Here is an 18,789-nt window from a genome sequence, read left to right on the forward strand (position 1 = left end):
GGGGGAGATGTCCGGCAGGACAGAGGGGGGCGCTGTCCCTCCGACCTTAGCAAGGATAGCAACCCAATGACCGATCTCCCCATCCTCTCAGCCAGCGAAGCCCGCGTGCTCGGCTGCCTGATCGAGAAGAAGGAACTGACGCCGGATGTCTATCCGCTGACGTTGAACGCGGCATTGGCCGCCGCCAACCAGAAGACGGCACGCGAGCCGGTGATGGCATTGGAGCAGACCGAGGTACACCGGGCGCTGAAGCTGCTTGAGCAAAAGGGGTTGGTGCGGCAGATGTTCGGCTCGCGCGTCGAGCGCTACGAGCATCAGATGGCGCAGCGCTTCTCGCTGACCACGCCGCAGACCGCGTTGCTCGGCCTGCTCTTGCTGCGCGGACCCCAGACTGCGCATGAGCTCCTGGCGCGAGCCGAGCGCATGGCGCGGTTTTCGTCGATCGAGGATTTGCGCGCTGAGCTCGACATGCTGATCAGCCGCAGGCCGCCGCTGGTCCAGGAAATCCCGCGCGGGCCGGGACAGCGCGAAGATCGCTACGTGCATCTCATGAGCGGGCCGGTCGAGATGCAGGCCGCCGCCACGCCCTGGCAACCGCCGGTGCAAGATACCGATCTCGAACCCCGCGTGCGGGCGCTTGAGGAAGAGGTCGCGACGCTGCGGGCCAAGATAGAGGCGCTGGGCGGCTAGTTCACTGGAGGTTGGCGCGAGGCGCCTGTCCTGCCGGGCATCTCCCCACGAGGGGGGAGATCAGATGTACGCCGGCTTTCGCCAATCGCCGACGTTGAAAGAGAAGCGCCAGCGACCGAGCCGCTAATCTCCCCCCTCGTGGGGGAGATGCCCGGCAGGGCAGAGGGGGGTGCGAAGGAACGCGATCTCGGCAAATAGAACGCAAATCACTCCAGCCTGGCGTCGAGCGACACTTTTATGGCGCCGAGCGCCTTGGAGACCGGGCATTCGGCCTTGGCCTTCTCGGCCAATTCCTTGAACTTCGCCGCATCGATGCCCGGCACCTTGCCGACCAGTGTGATGGCGCTGCCGGTGATGCCGGTGCCTGGAACCAGCGTCACCACGGCCTTGGCATCGAGTTCGTCGGCGGGCGTGCCGTTCTCCGCCAGGAAATGCGAAAGCTGCATGGCGTAGCAACCGGCGTGGGCGGCCGCGATCAGCTCTTCCGGATTGGTGCCGGATTTGCCGCTTTCATCCTCGAAGCGCGCCTTGAACGAATAGGGCGTGCCCTTGAGCGTCCCGCTCTGGCTGTCGAGCGTGCCCTTTCCCTCTTTCAGATTGCCTTTCCAGACGGCGGTTGCGGTGCGGTCCATGGTGGTCTCCTTGGCCTCGTTTGCGCCGGCCCGGCGCCAGCGTTCCTTCCAACTATAGCGCGGACGCATGGGAAGGCCATCGCGCCATCGCGGCGGAAACCGCGGCATCGGCGCCCGTGGCAAAATTTTTTCTGAAAAATGCGCGTGCGAAAATGTCGGCTTCCATCCGGTCCCGCCGTCCTGCGGGCGGCCGCGAAGCTTGTGGCCGGATGGAGGTTCACATGGACAATCTGGTTTTCGCGCTTTGGCACGAACGGCGCCGCAGGCCCTGGCGACAAGACGGCTTCTGGCTGGACCCGCCGGCGTCCGGTTTCGGCCGGCTGCTTGCGGCCGTCGCCATCATCGCGGCCGCAGCCTGCCTTCTCGACCAAGCAGCGGCGGTCGAGGGCAAGGCTGACACGCCCGCCACGGCGTCCTATGATTCGTCGCAGCACGGGAGCCGGAAATGAAATATGTCTGTCTGGTCTATGGTGAGGAAAAGGACCTCCATGCGCTGACCCCGGAGCGTGGGGCCAAGCTCAACGCCGATTCGCTCGCCTATGACAGGTCCCTGGACCAAGAGGGCAAGCTGATCGTCGCGCAGGCGCTGCAATCGGTGCAGACATCGAAGGCGGTCCGGCGGCGCAAAGGCAAGAGGCTGGTCACTGACGGACCATTCGCTGAAACCAAGGAACAATTGCTCGGCTTCGTCATGGTCGAGGCCGACAATCTCGATGAAGCGCTGGACATCGCCGCCGGGATTCCGTTGGCGGAGATCGGTACGATCGAGGTGCGGGCGATCTACGACATACCGGGATCATAGGAGATGCCGGATGCTGGCGACAGCATCCCCTCTGTCCTGCCGTCCGGAAGTTGGGAAGGAACTCGGCGAAGCAGCCTTGAGCCCTGACGGCACTGCCAGCGCGGACACGAAATTTCTTCACCTGACGCAACTTTTGCGTGTTGAAGCAAGTCTCGAGTTCTCCTATCGTCGCCGGGATTTTGGGGGATTTCGGCATGCCTTTCCTGATTGCTATCCTTGGCGTGCTGGGAGCGGCGGCATTGTGGTATTACCGGATGAAGGCCATGAACGACGCCGCGCGCGAGGTTGCCGATGTCGTCGGGCGCGTGCAAGGCAACATCCGGCGCAAGAAGCTGCGCAAGCAGGCGGCGCTGTCGCCGCTGACGGCGATCGACGATCCAGTAGTGGCCGCCGCGACGCTGATCACATCGATCGTCTCGGAGAACGAGCCTGTCCTGCCGCAGCGCGAGGCCGTCATCCGCGAAGTCATCTCTGGCATCGCCGACAAGAAGAAGGCGGACGAAGCGGTGATATACGCCAAATGGGCGGCGTCACAGATCGACGACACCACACTCGTCATCGACAAGCTGGCGCCGTTCCTGCGTGAGCGTCTCGACCCGAATGAACGGGAAGACCTGCTCAGGATGCTGAACCGCGTCGCCCAGGGCGGCGGGCAAAGCGTGAAGGTCGCCGACCAGCGGATGTTGAGGTTGCGGCAGAAGCTTGGGTTCGAGGTGAACTGAGGGCCCACCTTCTCGTCATTCCATGGCGGAGCAAGGAGCGAAGCGATGCGGCGCAGACCATAGAATCCATTCCGTTACCTATAAGCGGTGCAGCGGTGCAGAATTGTGCTCGGCTGCATTCTTCGACCAATGTCACGGAACGGATCCTCGGGTCTGCACGTCCGCTTCGCCCGTGGATGACGGCGTCGTGTAGGCCTCGGCCAATTGCCAGGCGATCAGATCGGCTCGCCTCGCAACAGCCTCGGCGTGTTGGCCGATAGCCCCGATGCCTGGCGGATGAAGAAATCCTTCAAGCGCGGCATGCGCTCGACCAGGCCGAGGCCGATGTCGCGGGCGGTGCGCAGCGGGCTGATGTCGTTGGAAAACAGCCGGTTCAGCACATCTGTCGTGACGCCCATCTGCACCGTATCGAAACGGCGCCACTGCTGGTAGCGCTCCAGCACGTCGAGCGCGCCGATGTCCTGGCCGAGCCGGTCCGCCTCGACGATCACCTCGGCAAGTGCCGCCACATCCTTGAAGCCGAGGTTCAGGCCCTGGCCGGCGATCGGGTGGATACCATGGGCGGCGTCGCCGGCGAGCGCGATGCGGGGCGCCACGAAGGCGCGCGCAAGCGTGAGGCCGAGCGGCCAGGCGCGCGGCTTGTCGGCAACGCGGATTTCTCCGAGCTTCAGGCCGAAGCGCCGCTCGAGCTCTTGCTCGAAGACGAGATCGTCGCCGGACACCAGCGCCGCGGCATCGGGCGTGCGCTCGACCCAGACGATCGACGAGCGGTTGGTGCCGTCCTCGTCCGGCTTGAGCGGCAGCGTGGCAAAGGGGCCGGCGGGCAGGAAATGTTCTTCGGCGCGTCCATGGTGTGGGCGTTCATGCGCCACGGTGCAGACGATGCCGGACTGGCCGTATTCCCACTTCACCGTCTTGATGCCGGCCATGTCGCGCAATCTGGAATTGACGCCGTCGGCGGCGACCAGCAACCGCGCCGTCAGCATGGCACCGTCGGCCAGATGCACGGATATGCCGGGGCCACTGGTTTCGAAACCCTGCACCGCGACGCCTTCTATGATGTCGATGCCGAGTTTTTCGGCGCTGGCGCGCAAGGCGCCGTTCAGCGCCCTGTTGGCCACCATATGCGCGAAGGGTTCGCCCGGCGCCACCTCGCCGCCGAAGGTCAGGAAGACCGGGCGCACCGGATCGGAACTGCGCGAATCCGTGATGATCATCTCGGTGATCGCCTGCGCCTGGGGGGCGATCACGGCCCAGACGCCAAGCTGGTCGAGCATGCGGCAGGCGGCCGCGGCGATGGCCGAGGCACGGCCATCCCGCTGCCAGGCACCGGCGGGCGCGGCGTCGACCAGTGCCACGGCAAGGTGGGGCCGCGCCTGCTTGACCGAGACGGCGGCGGCCAGCCCGACATAGCCGGCGCCGGCGACGAGAACGTCGAGCCCCGATCGGGTCTTGGCGTCGGCCTTGCGTTCCATCATCTTGGCTCCTTGCGCTCCGACCTGGGCTTGCGCCCTTGACGGCTCGTTGTTCCTGTCGGAAACCGCCATAGCAATTTTGAGGCGAGGTCACAAAACATGACGGCGGCCATGGACGAGCTTCTACGCATTCTCGACCTCGAGAGGCTGGAACACAATCTGTACCGTGGTCGCAGCCCCCAGGTGGAGTGGCAGCGCGTGTTCGGCGGCCAGACCATCGCCCAGGCGCTGGTGGCGGCGCAGCGGACGGTGGAGCCCGACCGCTTCGTGCATTCGCTGCACGGCTATTTCATGCGGCCGGGCGACATCAAGGTGCCGATCATCTACGAAGTCGACCGCATCCGCGATGGCGGCTCCTTCACCACTCGCCGCGTGCTTGCGATCCAGCACGGACAGGCGATCTTTTCGCTGGAAGCCTCATTCCAGGTCGACGAGAAGGGACTGGAGCATCAATTCGCGCTGCCCGACGACGTGCCGCCCCCGGAAGGACTGAAGACGCAGCGTCAGCTGCTCGAAACGGCCGACCGGGTGCCGGAAGCCGTTCGACGGTTCTGGGCGCGTGAGCGGCCGCTGGAGCTGCGGCCGGTCAACCTCGAACACTATGAGAGCCGCGACAAGCTGCCGCCCCGGCAGAATGTCTGGATCCGTCTCGCGGGACCGGTTCCCGACGACCGCGCGCTGCAATCGGTGCTGCTCGCCTATCTCTCGGACATGACGCTGCTCGATACCTCGACTTTCGCGCATGGGCGCGGCCTGTTCGATCCCGACATCCAGGCGGCGAGCCTCGACCATTCGATGTGGTTCCACCGGCCGCATTCGCTCGACGGGTGGCTGCTCTATGCGCAGGACAGCCCGTCGAGCTCGGGATCGCGCGGCTTCAGCCGCGGCATGCTCTATGCACGCGACGGCACGCTGATCGCCTCGATGGCCCAGGAAGGTTTGATCCGGCTCAAGCGTTGATCGGAAGCCGGCGAAATAGGCATTTCCAAAAAATTGCATAAATTTTAAGCATGCGGCATGCCGCAGGCTCCGGCACCTGCTGGATGCGGCCCATCCATTTCCTTTGTTTACAACAGGTTAACATGCTGCTTCGGCACTTGGCACGGAGCTTGAATCCCTAGGGGCACTCTCCGGCTCCTCGGGATCGGTGCAGTCGTGCAAACGCGGGGCACCGCAACAGCAAAGGGTGAAACCTTATGAAAATCGTGATGGCAATCATCAAGCCGTTTAAGCTCGACGAGGTGCGCGAAGCGCTTACCGCCGTCGGCATCCAGGGCCTGACCGTCACCGAAGTCAAAGGCTACGGGCGTCAGAAGGGGCATACGGAAATCTATCGCGGGGCGGAATACGCGGTCAGCTTCCTGCCGAAGATCAAGATCGAGGTCGCGGTCAGCGCCGACATGGCCGACAAGGCCGTCGAGGCCATCACCGCAGCCGCCAAGACCGGCCAGATCGGCGACGGCAAGATCTTCGTTTTCGGCATCGACCAGGCGGTGCGCATCCGCACCGGCGAAACAGACAGCGACGCACTCTAAGCGCCGGACACGTATTCCAATGGAGAGTTCAATGAATATTTCTTCCACCTTAAAGACGACGGGACGGGCGGCCCTTTTGGGTACGCTCACTCTCGCAGCCTTGGGCACGGTCGCCGCCTTCGCCCAAGAGGCCGCTCCCGCCGCCGCGGCGGCCGCGCCGGCCGCCGCCCCGACCCCGGTGCTCGACACCGGCAACACCGCCTGGATGCTGACCTCGACGGCGCTCGTGCTGATGATGACGATTCCAGGCCTGGCGCTGTTCTACGGCGGCATGGTGCGCAAGAAGAACGTGCTCGCCACGATCATGCAAAGCTTCGCCATCACCTGTTTGGTGACGGTGCTTTGGTTCATGTTCGGCTACTCGCTGGCCTTCTCCGACGGTGGCGGCATGAATGCCTATCTCGGCGGCTTCTCGAAGTTCTTCCATCACGGCATCACCACCGCGACGCTGTGGGCGCCGGGTGTGGCCAACATTCCCGAATTCGTCTTCTCGATGTTCCAGATGACGTTCGCCATCATCACGCCGGCGCTGATCGCCGGCGCCTTCGCCGAGCGTATGAAGTTCTCGGCGCTGCTGATCTTCATGGCGCTGTGGTTGGTGTTCGTCTACGCGCCGATCGCGCATTGGGTGTGGGGCGGCGGCTTCCTTGGCACGGCGGGCGTGCTCGACTTTGCCGGCGGCACGGTCGTCCACATCAACGCCGGTGTCGCGGGCCTGGTCTGCGCACTGGTGCTGGGCAAGCGTGAAGGCTACGGCACCACCAACATGGCGCCGCACAATCTGGTCTATTCGGTGATCGGCGCTTCACTGCTGTGGGTGGGCTGGTTCGGCTTCAACGCCGGCTCGGAACTGGCTGCGGACGGGCTTGCCGGCGCGGCCATGATGAACACGCAGGTCGCGACCGCGGCGGCGGCGCTTGCCTGGATGTTCGCCGAATGGTTCGTCGCCAAGAAGCCATCGGTGCTCGGCATCATCTCGGGTGCCGTCGCCGGCTTGGTCGCGGTGACGCCCGCTTCCGGCTTCGTCAACCCGACGGGCGCCTTCGTCGTCGGCATCGTCGCAGGCGTCGTCTGCTACATCTCGGCGGTCAAGGTGAAGCATATTTTCGGCTATGACGACTCGCTCGACGCCTTCGGCGTGCATGGCGTCGGCGGTATCGTGGGTGCGCTGCTCACCGGCGCGCTCGCCGATCCGGCCATCAACGCGCTCGGCAAGGGCGCATCGGTCGCCACCCAACTCTATGGCATCGTCTTCACCATTCTGTGGACTGCGATCGTCACCTTCGTGATCCTCTACATCGTCAAGGCGCTCGTCGGCCTGCGTCCATCGAGCCAGGAAGAAATCGAAGGCCTCGACGTCACCCAGCATGGCGAGGTGGTGCCGTAAGGCCCGCCTCGCCAAAGGGCCGACGGATCCTCCTCCCGCCGGCCATATCTCAGCGCATTTCCGGGCGATGAAGCGCTGCATGCTTTTCCCGGAATTGCCTGAAAAAGAATCCCGTCGTGACGCTCCGCAAGGAACTCACGCCTTGAGGCCCGGATCGCATCCGGGCCTCTTTTTTGAGAAATTCGTTCCGGCCGCGCCTGGATTCGCGCAATCACGTTGGCGTGAGAAAGATTTTTTGAAAGAAACATCCACTGCTTCGGCTCGAACTGTGGAGGCGATCGTCGTCCTGGCGTTCGTCTGTACAACACAGGGAAGGAATTTTTCATGAACCTCAAGAATATCTGCCTCGGGGCACTGGCACTTTCCATGATCAGCGGCGTGGCTTTGGCTGGCGGCGCTCTCGACAGTCCGGTCGACATGTCGCCTTTCTTTACCGATTCCAGCATGAAAACCATGAAGCCCATGGAAGAATTCAAGGCGGCCTTCATGGCCATGCCGAAGGAAAAGCAGGACGCCATGATGAAGGAGTGCAACGACGCGGCGATGAGCAAGCCGCATGCCGAGTTCTGCGCCAATGTGCGCGCCCTTGGCGGCGCCAGCAAGTAAGCGCCGCCTGATCCACCCGAACGGATGGCGGGCCAGGGCGCCCGCCACTTTCTGCGGGTGCCAGGCCCAGAAGTTCTCTGTAAGGGGTAACCATCGGCGGCCTTATAGTTAATGCGCCCTTAACCTTCCCACGCATAGTCTGGCCCTCGAATCTGCCGGAGTGCGTCATGCGCCCGGGCCAGGCAATCACTGACGGGGAAGAGCATGCGTTCAGGGGCTTCAGCACCGCTCGCGCTGACCGATACGGGGCACGGCATCCAGGCTTTCGCGCGGCGCCAGGTCGGCCGGCTGGTCGGCGCCGGCCTGTTCCTGGCTGTGGTCTTCGGGGTCGCCAGCCTCGCCACCTGGAACGTTGCCGATCCAAGCTTCTCGCACGCCACGAACAACACCGTCACCAACGCCATGGGCTATGCCGGCGCGGTGTTCTCCGACCTTGCCATGCAGTTCTTCGGCCTCGCCGCGGTTGCCGCGCTGGTTCCGGCGGTGATCTGGGGATACCTCCTGTTTTCGGCGCGCGGCGTCGACAGGCTGCCCAAGCGCGGGCTGTTCTGGTTCGGCTTCGCGCTGCTCGCCGCCGCGATCGCCGGCTGCATCGTTCCACCCAAGACCTGGCCGCTGCCCACCGGCCTCGGCGGCGTGTTCGGCGACATGGTGCTCAAGATTCCGGGCATCCTCACCGGCGGTTATCCGACCGGGCTGATCGCCAGCGTGCTCGCCGTGTTGCTGGCAGCACCGGCGCTCTGGCTGTTCGCCTATGGCTCGGCGCTGATCGGACGCAAGAACGGCTTCGCCGTCATGGAGGAGCCGGCGGCCGATCCGCGCGAGGACGAGCTTTTGTTCGACAATGACGAGGATGAGGGCGACGAAGGCATATTGGCGCTCGGCGCCATCACCCATTGGTGGCTCTCGTTCCGCGCCTGGATGCACCGGCGCGCGGTGCGCCGCAGACAGGAGCGGGACGAATACGAGCCGGAGATGCAGCCGCGCGCCAGCGCCTGGCGCCGCGCCGCCGAACGGGTCGAATCGGCCGAGTTCGCCGAGCAGCGGATGAGCCAGGACGGCCGCGCCCGCGTCGAGCCGGAATTCTTCGCCGCCATGGTCAACGACCGCAGCGTTTCCGTCGATCCGGACGATGACGACGTCTTCGGCCGCGACGGCGAAGACATGGATTTCGACGACGAGCCTGTCGCCCAGCGCCGTGCGGCCCCCACGGCCAGGGTGCAGCAGTTCCGTTCCGACGCCGCCACCCGCGTCGAGGCGCCGGCGCCGCGCCCGGCGCCCGGCGCGCGCGTCCAGCGCGAGGCGCAGACGTCGCTGATCGGCTCGGACAAGTTCGAGATGCCGTCGCTGCACTTCCTGTCGGAACCGAAGAACGTGGCGCGCGACCCGAGCCTGTCGAAGGATGCGCTGGAACAGAATGCGCGGCTGCTCGAAGGCGTGCTGGAGGATTTCGGCGTCAAGGGCGAGATCATTGCCGTTCGCCCCGGCCCGGTCGTCACCCTCTACGAGCTCGAACCGGCGCCCGGCATCAAGTCGTCGCGCGTCATCGGCCTCTCCGACGACATCGCCCGCTCGATGAGCGCGATCGCCTGCCGCGTCGCGGTCGTGCCCGGTCGCAACGCCATCGGCATCGAACTGCCGAATGCGAAGCGCGAGACGGTCTATCTCAGGGAGATCATGGCCAGCCGCGATTTCGAGACGACCAAGGCCAAGCTGGCTCTGGCGCTGGGCAAGACCATCAATGGCGAGGCGGTTATCGTCGATATCGCCAAGATGCCGCACGTGCTGGTCGCCGGCACCACCGGCTCGGGCAAGTCGGTCGCCATCAACACCATGATCCTGTCGCTGCTCTACCGGCTCACACCGCAGGAATGCCGGCTGATCATGATCGATCCGAAAATGCTGGAACTTTCCGTCTATGACGGCATCCCGCATCTTCTGACGCCGGTCGTCACCGATCCGAAGAAGGCGGTGGTGGCGCTGAAATGGACTGTGCGGGAGATGGAGGACCGCTACCGCAAGATGTCCAAGGTTGGCGTGCGCAATATCGACGGTTTTAACGCACGCGTCCAACAGGCGGAGAAAAAAGGCGAGAAGATTTCACGCACGGTGCAGACCGGCTTCGACCGCCAGACTGGCGAGGCGATCTATGAGACCGAGGATCTCGATCTCGAGCCGATGCCCTATATCGTCGTCATCATCGACGAAATGGCCGACCTGATGATGGTCGCGGGCAAGGACATCGAGGGCGCGGTGCAGCGCCTTGCGCAGATGGCGCGTGCCGCCGGGATCCACGTCATCATGGCCACGCAACGCCCCTCGGTCGACGTCATCACGGGCACGATCAAGGCCAATTTCCCGACCCGCATCTCCTTCCAGGTGACGTCGAAGATCGACAGCCGCACCATCCTCGGCGAGCAGGGCGCCGAACAGCTGCTCGGCATGGGCGACATGCTCTACATGGCCGGCGGCGGCCGCATCCAGCGCGTGCACGGACCCTTCGTCTCCGACGACGAGGTCGAGAAGATCGTCGGGCACCTGAAGCTGCAGGGCGTGCCGGAATATCTCGACGCCATCACCGAGGACGACGGCGAAGATGACGACGAGCCGTCCGGCAAGGGCGGTTCCGGCGGCGGTAGCGGCGGCAATTTCGAGGATTCCGACGACCCCTACGATCAGGCCGTCGGGGTGGTGTTGCGCGACGGCAAGGCGTCCACCAGCTACATCCAGCGCCGTCTCGGCATCGGCTACAACCGCGCCGCCTCGATCATAGAAAAGATGGAGAAGGAAGGCATTGTCGGCCCGGCCAACCATGCGGGAAAACGCGAAATCCTGGTGCCGACCGAAGAGGATAAGTTCTGACGGCGGGAAACCCACAGCAACTTTGAACCCTCTGGCGCGTTCAAGCGACTGGGCAGCGTTCGGCCCGCCAAACTTCAGCCCAACTGGGGGTCCAGGACAGCGACTAAATCAGGAATCAGATGAGAGTGACCGATATGAAAAATGATCTTTCAGCGCTCAGCGATCTTGCCACGACCCGACGCCGGCTGCTTGGCCTTGGCCTGGTGTTCGCGGGTGCCGCAGTCCTCAATGTGGTGCCTGGATTCGAGTTGCTGGCCTCGGCGCAGGCTGCCGTGCCGGCGGCCGCGCAGAAGATCGCCGACCATTTTTCCGCGGTCAAATCGATGAGCGGCGAATTTGTCCAGTTCGGCCCAAAGGGCGAGCAGACCGGCGGCAAGTTCTTTCTGGAACGGCCGGGCAAGATTCGCTTCAACTATGACGGAGCGTCGAATTTCCGGGTGATTTCGGACGGCAAGTCGGTGGTCATCCTCAACAAGAAACTGAACACGTCAGACCTTTATCCGCTGTCGAAAACGCCGCTGAAACTGCTGCTCGACGACCGGATCGACCTGTCGGGCGACCGCGTCAAGAGCGTCAAGGAAGAGGACGACCTCACCACCATCCAACTCGCCGACAAATCGGTGTTCGGCAATGCGCGGATCACCATGATGTTCGACCCGAAAACCTTTGACCTGCGCCAGTGGACGATTACCGATGCGCAAGGCAAGGACACGACGGTGATGATCTTCAACACCAAGGAAGGCGTCAGTTTCGCCCCCGACACCTTCGCCATCGACTATACCGCGAACCGCGAGCTCAACACCAAGACCAGGTAATCTGCAATCTCTGCGGAAAGCTTTTGGACGTCGGCGCTGCCCCTCATCTGGCTGCCTCCATCTTCTCCCGTAAACGAGGAGAAGTCGCCGACAGTTTCGCTTAATTGCCGGCACTGCCAGAAAGATGCCGAGGTCGCGGCCAGCCTCCTGCTCGCCGTTCACGGGGAGAAATGCCCGGCAGGGCAATGAGGGCCGCGCTGGCCTCTGATGTTGCAGTACTTGTCTTTGTGACGCGCGGCTGGCAGTAGTTCGATCTTTGTCGGACCCGCCGCATGCCCTTTTCCATCGCCACCTGGAACATCAACTCCGTTCGTCTGCGAATGCCGATCGTCGAGCGCCTGCTGGATGAATACGCGCCCGATGTGCTTTGCCTGCAGGAGACGAAAGTCCCCGATGAACTGTTTCCCGAAAAGGCCTTTCGCAGGCTCGGCTACCAGCACATCGCCTTCCATGGCCAGAAGGGCTATCATGGTGTTGCGACGGTGGCGCGGCGGCCGATCGAGGTGGTCGAGAAGCGCCGCTTCTGCGAGATCGAGGACAGCCGGCATCTGTCGGTGACGGTGCGGGCCGGCGGCAAAGCGATCCTGCTGCACAATTTCTACGTTCCGGCGGGCGGCGACGAACCAGACCCGGAGATCAACAAGAAGTTCAGGCACAAGCTCGATTTCGTCGCCGAGATGAACGCCATCCGCGCCGAGCACAACGAGGTGTCGGGCTCGATCCTGGTCGGCGATCTCAACATCGCGCCGCTCGAACACGATGTCTGGTCGCACAAGCAACTGCTCAACGTGGTCAGCCATACGCCGGTCGAGACCGAGAACTTCGAAGCGATGCGGCTGGCCGGCAACTGGGTCGACCTCATGCGGCTCAACGTGCCGCTCGAACAGAAGCTCTACACCTGGTGGAGTTATCGCGCGCAGGACTGGGAGCTTTCCAATCGCGGCCGGCGGCTCGACCATGTCTGGTCGTCGCCAAACCTGGTGCCTGATTTCGCCGGCTACGAGATCCTGAGGGCGGCACGTGGCTGGGATCGGCCGTCGGACCATGTGCCTGTCATCGCGCGCTTCGATCTGGATTGACTTGCCGAAGACAGCGATCCTCCACGCGCCTCTGTCCTGCTGGCTCGATAGGATTTTGTCTTTGCCGCGCCTTCAATCGCCGGTAAATCGCGGCGCCAGTTGCTCGATGCGGCGGATCATGGCCTGAAAATCCTCCAGGATGCGCTGGTGAAGTTTCACCGCCACTTCCGGATATTCCTCCAGGATGCGGCGGAACATCTTGCGGCTGAGCCGGATCACTTCCGAGTCGATTTCGGCCGAAGCGCTGGTCAGCCGGTTGGTGTCGGCGATCAATGCCAGTTCGCTGAGCATCGTGCCGGGGCCGACTGTGCCTAGCGGGATGCGCTCGCCACCGTTCTGCTCGCGATAGAGCACGATACGCCCGCTGACGACGAGATAGGCCGAGTCGGCCACGTCGTCCTCGCGATAAAGCTTGTGGTCGGCCTGCAAGAAAGTGGTTTCGGCGCCGAAGGCGAGCAGGCGCAACTGTTCCTGCGTGAAGCCTTCGAAAAGCCTCACGGCGGACAGGATGCGGATGTCGTCATCCAGCGCCATCTAGCTGTGTCCCCGAACGGTCAGTCCAGTCCCTCCTCTGCGGTACGATCCAGAATCCCCCTCCAACCGGATCGTATCCGAAAGCGGCTCCGCCCAGACCGCCTATTGGATAGTGAAATGTTTAAGGAACCAGCTTGTAGCCGCCGCTTTCTGTCACAAGAATTTCGGCATTGGAAGGATCGCGCTCGATCTTCTGGCGCAAGCGATAGACATGGGTTTCCAGCGTGTGCGTGGTGACGCCGGAGTTGTATCCCCACACTTCCTCCAGCAGCACGTCGCGCGTCACCACCTTCTGGTCGGCGCGGTAGAGATATTTGATGATCGATGCCTCCTTTTCCGTCAGCCGCACCTTGCCGCCGCGCGGGTCGATGAGCAGTTTCTGGCTGGGCTTGAATGTGTAGGGGCCGACCGAGAAGGTGGCATCCTCGCTCTGCTCATGCTGGCGCAGCTGCGCACGGATGCGCGCCAGAAGCACCGCGAAGCGGAACGGCTTGGTCACATAGTCGTTGGCGCCGGCCTCGAGACCGAGAATCGTGTCCGAATCGGTGTCGTGGCCGGTCAGCATGATGATCGGCGCCTTGTAGCCGCCCTTGCGCAGGATCTTCACCGCCTCGCGGCCATCCATGTCAGGCAGGCCGACATCCATGATGAGCAGGTCGACGAGGCCGCCGCGCGCCGCGGTGACGCCTTTTGCCGCAGTCGATTCCTGCAGCACGTCGAATTCCTCGTAGAGGGACAATTGCTCGACCAGTGTGCCGCGCAGGTCGTCATCGTCGTCGACGATCAGGATGGTGCGTGAAGTCATGGATCAATCCGTTGTTTTGAAAAGAAATTCTGTTGACCGCTGCCTATTTATGCGGAAGCTGATCGGCACAACAGCCGATCACAGTGATTTGTTCCGTGGCACGATCATACAAGAAAAAACGCGCGCGCAATGCAGCTGGCGCAATTTTGCCGAAAGGGCTGCGTGTGCTGACCGTGCGGCCAAGGCCCGGTCATCCAACTCAGGGCCTGCTGCAGGCCGGAAAAACGGTGTTTGCGTGCGCATTGGGGCGCGGCGGCATCACGGCTGACAAGCGCGAAGGCGATGGCGCCACGCCGCTTGGCTCGATGCGCATCCTGGCGGGCTATTTCCGGGGGGATCAGTTTGCCGCCGGCCGCAAGACCCGCCTGGCTATGGCGCCGATCGGCCCCGATCTCGGCTGGTGCGAGGTACCAGACGACCGCAACTACAACCGTCCGGTCAGGATTCCCTATTGCGCCAGCCATGAACGCATGCGGCGTGACGATCGGCTCTATGACGCCTGCCTCGTGCTCGACTGGAACATCGCGCCGCGCCGCAGGGGACGCGGCAGCGCCATCTTCTTCCACCTGGCGCGCGCCGATTTCACGCCGACGCAAGGCTGCGTCGCCGTCACCGCGCGCACGATGGCGCGGCTGCTGCCGCTGCTGTCGGATCGTACGGTGATGCGGGTGGTGAGGTAGGGCAAGTAGGGCAGTAGGGCAGTAGGGCAGTAGGGCAGTAGAAGGGTCTTCGTTGCTGGCCTGGCTTTCCCTACTGCCGTATTGCCTTACTGCCCTACTCTCTTATCTTCTTGGCTGCTGCCAGCCGATGTCGAGAAGGCCGAGCCGGCCGATCTCGCGGTCCATGGCCCGGGCGATGTCCTTGCGGCCAGCGCCGATGTCGCGCAGCTGGCGGTCGGACAGGTCCTCGACATTCTGGTGCGGAAGGCTGACCGCCACTCTGGCCTGACGCAGCCAGTCACGGACCGCCGATAGCCAGCCCGGCCGGGCGGCATAAGCAGGGTGGAGAGCGATGTGGGACATGATGTGATCCGTTCTTCCGGGCTTCAAATCCGGTTTGACAGTGTTCCGATGTTCACATCATGCCTGATTGAAATCCGGGGAGGAAACGAGTAGTTTTTTCCCGATTATCAAGTTTTCTTTGAGGATGGGAGGGGCGCTATGGGCCGCTTCGCGGAGCTTACGCGCTGATGGCGGCCCTGCTGCCGGGGACGCGGGCGCTGAGGACGCTGGAGGCGGCGGCCCGCCACCTCAATTTCACCCGCGCCGCCGACGAACTCGGCCTGACGCCGGCCGCCGTCAGCCATCAGATCAAGGAAATCGAGGATCAGCTCGGCATCGTGCTTTTCACGCGCACCAGCCGCACCATCCGGCTGACGGAGGCGGGCACGGTGCTGTTCGAAGCCGCGACCGATGCGCTCGACCTGCTCGGCAGGGCCGCCATGCGGGCGCGCAAGATGGCGCGCGGAACGGAATTTCTGAAGGTGACGCTGGACGCGCAGTTCGCGGCGAAATGGCTGATGCGGCGTGTCGAGGATTTCCGCAAGCAAAGGCCAGGCATCGAGCTCAGGTTCGACATCGCCTACGGGCTGCGCGATTTCGATCTCGACGATGTCGATGTCGGCATCCGCTTCGGCGCCGGCAAATATCCCGGGCTTTGCGCGCACCGCCTGTTCGACAACATCATCATTCCGGTGTGCAGCCCGGGCCTTTTGACGTCGGGGCCGCCCCTGCGCGAGCCGCGCGACCTCTTCCAGCACACGCTTGCCCATATCGAATGGACGCGTCAGGGCGTGACATGGCCGAACTGGCGCATGTGGATGGCTGCGGCCGGCATCAACGATTTCGACGACAGCCGCACTGTCGTCTTCGGCACATCCACGGATGCGGTCCAGGCAGCGCTCGACGGCAATGCCGTCGCGCTCGCCGATTTCGCCATGGTTGCAAACGACCTTTCCGAGGGCCGGCTGGTGCGGCCCTTCGAGCTCAGCATCAAGGTTGCCCCTGAATACGCCTACTTCCTTGTCTATCCCAAGGCGACGGCTGACGATCCCCGCATCGTCGCCTTCCGCGAATGGATCCTCGATGAGGTGGCCAGGACGCGCGCCACGGACAAGGCGTAGGCCGGCCGACCAACCCTTCGCTCACGACCGGGCGTTGTGGCCGAAGATCATGCGGGTGTATTTTTTCCAGTTCCACTGCAATTTCTTATACAGAAGCGGGTGTGGTTTGCCGGCAACGGAAGTGTGGAAGGTGCCGTTCTCGCTGCCCTGTTCGGCGATAGGCCGCTCAAACCACAACATTTCGATCCCCAGTTCTTCGTCCATCCGTTCGATCTGGTGGTCGATTCCCGTAGATATCTTATTGCGGGCGATCCAGGCGCAACGGGCTTCGGCGACTGGGCGGGTGATGAGGTAGGAATCGGCGCATCTGGCATGCAATGCGGGATAGAGCCTTTGACCTCTGCGCAATTTCCAGCTCGGCGTGTAGTAGTTGCTGCCATTGCCGAGATAGATGACGGCCTTGCGCGCGGGGTCGCCGAGCTCGGCCAGCCCCTGCCGGAATTTGGCGACGAAGCCGCGAGCGAGGAAGACGTCATCCTCGAAGACCAGGCAATAGGGCAGGTCGGTCTCGAGAAAATCGCGCCAGATGCCGACATGTTTCAGCGCCAGCGAGACGGCCGCCGGGTGGGTAAAGGTTGGGGCGATCAACTCGTCGCGTATCTCCGGTGTGATATCCGGCCGGTCCCAGTCCGTGTAGAAGTAGACGGGCACGCCGCGCCGCTCGAACTCGCGGACGATGTGGCGGCGCCGGTCGTCATAGCCCTGCTTGACGTGGCAGATCCGGGTGAACACCAAGTCGCGCGGAAATCCGGACTCGTCTGCCATCGTCAATGTACCGTCATCCGTTCAGCCTGCCGCGGCGCCGAACCAACCGATCACCGCGCCGATGATCAACAGCACGCCCAGCCAGTGGCCGCCATCGATAAGGGTCAGGTCCCAGCCGAAATTCTCGTAGCGGTGGTTGACCGAAAGCGTCGTGGCGACGAAACCGAGCCAAAGTACGAAGCCGAAGACAAGCCCGGCCAGCAATGTCGGCTCGCCTCCGGTCATCGCTCCGACAACCAGCGCCATGATGCAGGCCATGACAAGTTCGGCGATGAAGCTGATGACGAAAGGCAGCGGCGATCTCTTCATCGTCGCCGGGTCGAGTTTGGCAGCCTTCAGCCAGGGCTTGCTCAAAGCCATGTACCAGGCTGCGCCGAACAGCCATGCGAGGATGGCGGCGGCAATCACCGCCAGCCAGTTCACTGCGGAAAAATCCATGAATTCCCCTCCGATACGGATTTTATGGAAACGCCTGTTCGGCGACGGCGTCAAGCAAGTCGCCAGACGGTCGTGCGCTTGATCTCGGCGTCCTCGAGCGCCCGCGTCACCGGAACTTCGTAGACACCGAGCGGCTCCAGTCCCGATCGTGGCAGATAGGACCGCCCGGGATCGCCGACCAGAATCTCGGCGCCACGCTGTTTGAGCGCCGAAAACCAAGGCATCAGCCGGTCGGCGAAAGGCTTGTCGTAGAAGACGTCGCCGGCCAGCACGACGTCCCAACCCATATCGGCGCCGATGCAGTCGGTGTCGAGGAATTCGATTTCGATGCCATTGGCCTGTGCATTGAGGCGGACCGCGGTCTCGCTGAACGGATCGATGTCGGCGGCGGTTACCCCGGCCGCGCCTGCCTTGGCGGCGGCGATGGCGACGAGGCCTGATCCCGAGGCGAAGTCGAGCACGCGCTTGCCCCGCACCGCGCCGGGACTGTCGATGACATAGCGGGCAAGGCCTTGGCCGCCGGCCCAGGCGAAGGCCCAGAAGGGCGGCGGCAGTCCGATCTCGACCAGCTCGTCCTCGGTCCGCAGCCACAGATCGTGCGCCTCATCGGCAAGATGAAGCAGGATCTCGGGCACGTGCGGCGGCGCCATCAGCGCCGTGTTGTCGAGGATGAACTGCCTGGCGCTGTGCGGGGTGAGCACCGTCACGGGGCAGGTGTCAGGCCGCCCATGCGGCAGACTTCCTTCCATTCCACCGGGGTCACCGGCTGCACGGAAAGCCGTCCAAGCCGCACCAGCGCCATGTCGGCAAGCTTCGGATTGGCCTTGATCTCCGCCAGCGTCGGCGGGGTCGGCACGTCCTTGAAGGCCCGGATGTCGACACACTCCCAGCGCGGGTCGTCCGATGTGGTGTCTGGGTGGGCCAGCGCGCAGACCTCGGCAATGCCGACCACGTTCAGCCCTTCATTGGAATGGTAGAAGAAGCCGAGATCGCCGATCTGCATGGCCTTCATGTTGTTGCGGGCGGCGTAGTTGCGCACGCCGTCCCATTGCGTGCCGGCCTTGCCCTTGGCCTTCAGCGCCTCGAAGGAGAAGACCGAGGGTTCGGACTTGAACAGCCAGTAGTTCATCTCAGGGGTTCCTTACCGTTGTCACAGTATATCGCCATAGCGTCGGCGCTGCCCCCGCACCCTGCCCGACGAGGGGTTGCGCGACCAAACAATCATTCACTCGCAGGCTTCTTGAAGACCCAGTTCCACGCACGGATCTCGACGCTTTCGAACAGACCGGCCTTGGCATAGGGGTCGGTTGCCGCGAGGGCTTGCGCGCCGGCCATATCAGGCGCTTCGATCATCACCAAGCTGCCGTCCGGCTTGCCGTCGGAGTCGAGGAAGGGGCCCGCAAAGGCAAGCCTCCCTTCGCTGATCAGGCCTTCCAGAAACGCCGCGTGCGCCGGCCTTGTATCGACGCGCAGCTGCAGGCTGCCAGGCTTGTCCTTGCAAATCAACGCAAACAGCATGC

The 18,789-nt window shown here is 63.6% G+C and carries 24 protein-coding genes; 14 read left to right on the forward strand and 10 right to left on the reverse strand.

The window, feature by feature from the left end; genetic code table 11:
* The first annotated feature begins 66 nt into the window (after window positions 1-66).
* Window positions 67-690, forward strand: a complete 624-nt coding sequence (locus FJ934_RS22200; RefSeq protein WP_140612449.1) for a DUF480 domain-containing protein — start codon at window positions 67-69, stop codon at window positions 688-690.
* A 206-nt stretch (window positions 691-896) separates the two neighbouring features.
* Here FJ934_RS22200 and FJ934_RS22205 read toward each other — a convergent pair whose 3' ends face one another.
* The gene (locus FJ934_RS22205; protein ID WP_140612451.1) at window positions 897-1,322 is read right to left on the reverse strand and encodes an OsmC family protein; all 426 of its coding nucleotides are present in this window, start codon (window positions 1,320-1,322) and stop codon (window positions 897-899) included.
* Between the two features lie 221 nt (window positions 1,323-1,543).
* Between FJ934_RS22205 and FJ934_RS22210 the strand changes: the two genes are divergently transcribed.
* The 3 genes from FJ934_RS22210 (at window position 1,544) to FJ934_RS22220 (ending at window position 2,846) form a co-directional block, all read left to right on the forward strand.
* Window positions 1,544-1,771: a hypothetical protein gene (locus FJ934_RS22210; protein ID WP_140612453.1), complete on the forward strand. Its 228-nt coding sequence runs from the start codon at window positions 1,544-1,546 to the stop codon at window positions 1,769-1,771.
* A complete protein-coding gene (locus FJ934_RS22215; RefSeq protein ID WP_140612455.1) occupies window positions 1,768-2,124 on the forward strand; it encodes a YciI family protein in 357 nt (118 codons plus the stop codon). Before FJ934_RS22210 ends, FJ934_RS22215 begins: the two co-directional genes overlap by 4 nt.
* A gap of 194 nt (window positions 2,125-2,318) precedes the next feature.
* On the forward strand, window positions 2,319-2,846 hold the full coding sequence (locus FJ934_RS22220) for a hypothetical protein (protein ID WP_140612457.1): 528 nt from the start codon (window positions 2,319-2,321) through the stop codon (window positions 2,844-2,846).
* A gap of 215 nt (window positions 2,847-3,061) precedes the next feature.
* On the opposite strand, the gene FJ934_RS22225 is transcribed toward FJ934_RS22220, so the two are convergent.
* Window positions 3,062-4,321 (reverse strand): ubiquinone biosynthesis hydroxylase, encoded by a 1,260-nt coding sequence (locus tag FJ934_RS22225; RefSeq protein WP_181165726.1) that lies wholly within the window; start codon window positions 4,319-4,321, stop codon window positions 3,062-3,064.
* A gap of 99 nt (window positions 4,322-4,420) precedes the next feature.
* Between FJ934_RS22225 and tesB the strand changes: the two genes are divergently transcribed.
* The 8 genes from tesB to FJ934_RS22265 all read left to right on the forward strand — a co-directional run bounded on the left by tesB (window position 4,421) and on the right by FJ934_RS22265 (window position 12,605).
* Window positions 4,421-5,281, forward strand: coding sequence for an acyl-CoA thioesterase II (gene tesB / locus FJ934_RS22230; RefSeq protein ID WP_140612461.1), 861 nt, complete (start codon window positions 4,421-4,423; stop codon window positions 5,279-5,281).
* A 236-nt stretch (window positions 5,282-5,517) separates the two neighbouring features.
* Window positions 5,518-5,856, forward strand: coding sequence for a P-II family nitrogen regulator (locus FJ934_RS22235; RefSeq protein ID WP_140612463.1), 339 nt, complete (start codon window positions 5,518-5,520; stop codon window positions 5,854-5,856).
* Between the two features lie 205 nt (window positions 5,857-6,061).
* The gene (locus tag FJ934_RS22240; RefSeq protein ID WP_246671598.1) at window positions 6,062-7,243 is read left to right on the forward strand and encodes an ammonium transporter; all 1,182 of its coding nucleotides are present in this window, start codon (window positions 6,062-6,064) and stop codon (window positions 7,241-7,243) included.
* 79 nt (window positions 7,244-7,322) lie between these two features.
* Entirely contained in the window at window positions 7,323-7,571 is a 249-nt protein-coding gene (locus FJ934_RS22245; RefSeq protein ID WP_140612467.1) for a hypothetical protein, read from the forward strand.
* Window positions 7,568-7,849: a hypothetical protein gene (locus FJ934_RS22250; protein ID WP_140612469.1), complete on the forward strand. Its 282-nt coding sequence runs from the start codon at window positions 7,568-7,570 to the stop codon at window positions 7,847-7,849. Before FJ934_RS22245 ends, FJ934_RS22250 begins: the two co-directional genes overlap by 4 nt.
* Before the next feature lie 204 nt (window positions 7,850-8,053).
* Window positions 8,054-10,711: a DNA translocase FtsK gene (locus FJ934_RS22255; protein ID WP_140612471.1), complete on the forward strand. Its 2,658-nt coding sequence runs from the start codon at window positions 8,054-8,056 to the stop codon at window positions 10,709-10,711.
* Window positions 10,712-10,845: 134 nt separating this feature from the next.
* Window positions 10,846-11,526, forward strand: coding sequence for an outer membrane lipoprotein carrier protein LolA (locus tag FJ934_RS22260; RefSeq protein WP_140612535.1), 681 nt, complete (start codon window positions 10,846-10,848; stop codon window positions 11,524-11,526).
* Between the two features lie 272 nt (window positions 11,527-11,798).
* Window positions 11,799-12,605: an exodeoxyribonuclease III gene (locus tag FJ934_RS22265; protein WP_140612473.1), complete on the forward strand. Its 807-nt coding sequence runs from the start codon at window positions 11,799-11,801 to the stop codon at window positions 12,603-12,605.
* Window positions 12,606-12,677: 72 nt separating this feature from the next.
* On the opposite strand, the gene FJ934_RS22270 is transcribed toward FJ934_RS22265, so the two are convergent.
* Window positions 12,678-13,139 carry a cyclic nucleotide-binding domain-containing protein gene (locus tag FJ934_RS22270; protein ID WP_140612475.1) on the reverse strand — a complete coding sequence of 154 codons (462 nt, stop codon included), beginning with the start codon at window positions 13,137-13,139 and terminating at the stop codon, window positions 12,678-12,680.
* A 121-nt stretch (window positions 13,140-13,260) separates the two neighbouring features.
* Complete coding sequence (locus FJ934_RS22275) at window positions 13,261-13,944, reverse strand: response regulator transcription factor (RefSeq protein ID WP_140612477.1); 684 nt, start codon at window positions 13,942-13,944, stop codon at window positions 13,261-13,263.
* Between the two features lie 143 nt (window positions 13,945-14,087).
* On the opposite strand from FJ934_RS22275, the gene FJ934_RS22280 reads away from it, so the two are divergent.
* A complete protein-coding gene (locus FJ934_RS22280) occupies window positions 14,088-14,624 on the forward strand; it encodes a L,D-transpeptidase (RefSeq protein WP_181165727.1) in 537 nt (178 codons plus the stop codon).
* A gap of 102 nt (window positions 14,625-14,726) precedes the next feature.
* Here the strand turns inward: FJ934_RS22280 and FJ934_RS22285 are convergent, their stop codons facing one another.
* Window positions 14,727-14,966 carry a hypothetical protein gene (locus FJ934_RS22285; protein WP_140612481.1) on the reverse strand — a complete coding sequence of 80 codons (240 nt, stop codon included), beginning with the start codon at window positions 14,964-14,966 and terminating at the stop codon, window positions 14,727-14,729.
* A 167-nt stretch (window positions 14,967-15,133) separates the two neighbouring features.
* On the opposite strand from FJ934_RS22285, the gene gcvA reads away from it, so the two are divergent.
* Window positions 15,134-16,066, forward strand: coding sequence for a transcriptional regulator GcvA (gcvA, locus tag FJ934_RS22290; protein WP_140612483.1), 933 nt, complete (start codon window positions 15,134-15,136; stop codon window positions 16,064-16,066).
* Between the two features lie 21 nt (window positions 16,067-16,087).
* Here gcvA and FJ934_RS22295 read toward each other — a convergent pair whose 3' ends face one another.
* From FJ934_RS22295 to FJ934_RS22315, 5 genes are all read right to left on the reverse strand, one after another.
* Window positions 16,088-16,831 carry a glycosyltransferase family 25 protein gene (locus FJ934_RS22295; protein ID WP_140612485.1) on the reverse strand — a complete coding sequence of 248 codons (744 nt, stop codon included), beginning with the start codon at window positions 16,829-16,831 and terminating at the stop codon, window positions 16,088-16,090.
* A 21-nt stretch (window positions 16,832-16,852) separates the two neighbouring features.
* Window positions 16,853-17,269, reverse strand: a complete 417-nt coding sequence (locus FJ934_RS22300) for a DUF1761 domain-containing protein (RefSeq protein ID WP_140612487.1) — start codon at window positions 17,267-17,269, stop codon at window positions 16,853-16,855.
* Window positions 17,270-17,319: 50 nt separating this feature from the next.
* The gene (locus FJ934_RS22305; RefSeq protein WP_181165723.1) at window positions 17,320-18,018 is read right to left on the reverse strand and encodes a methyltransferase; all 699 of its coding nucleotides are present in this window, start codon (window positions 18,016-18,018) and stop codon (window positions 17,320-17,322) included.
* Window positions 17,973-18,398 carry an EVE domain-containing protein gene (locus FJ934_RS22310; RefSeq protein ID WP_140612491.1) on the reverse strand — a complete coding sequence of 142 codons (426 nt, stop codon included), beginning with the start codon at window positions 18,396-18,398 and terminating at the stop codon, window positions 17,973-17,975. Before FJ934_RS22310 ends, FJ934_RS22305 begins: the two co-directional genes overlap by 46 nt.
* A gap of 92 nt (window positions 18,399-18,490) precedes the next feature.
* Window positions 18,491-18,787, reverse strand: a complete 297-nt coding sequence (locus FJ934_RS22315; protein WP_140612493.1) for a YciI-like protein — start codon at window positions 18,785-18,787, stop codon at window positions 18,491-18,493.
* Window positions 18,788-18,789: the final 2 nt, after the last annotated feature.

The sequence above is a fragment of the Mesorhizobium sp. B2-4-12 genome, from assembly GCF_006441575.1.
Lineage (GTDB): Bacteria > Pseudomonadota > Alphaproteobacteria > Rhizobiales > Rhizobiaceae > Mesorhizobium.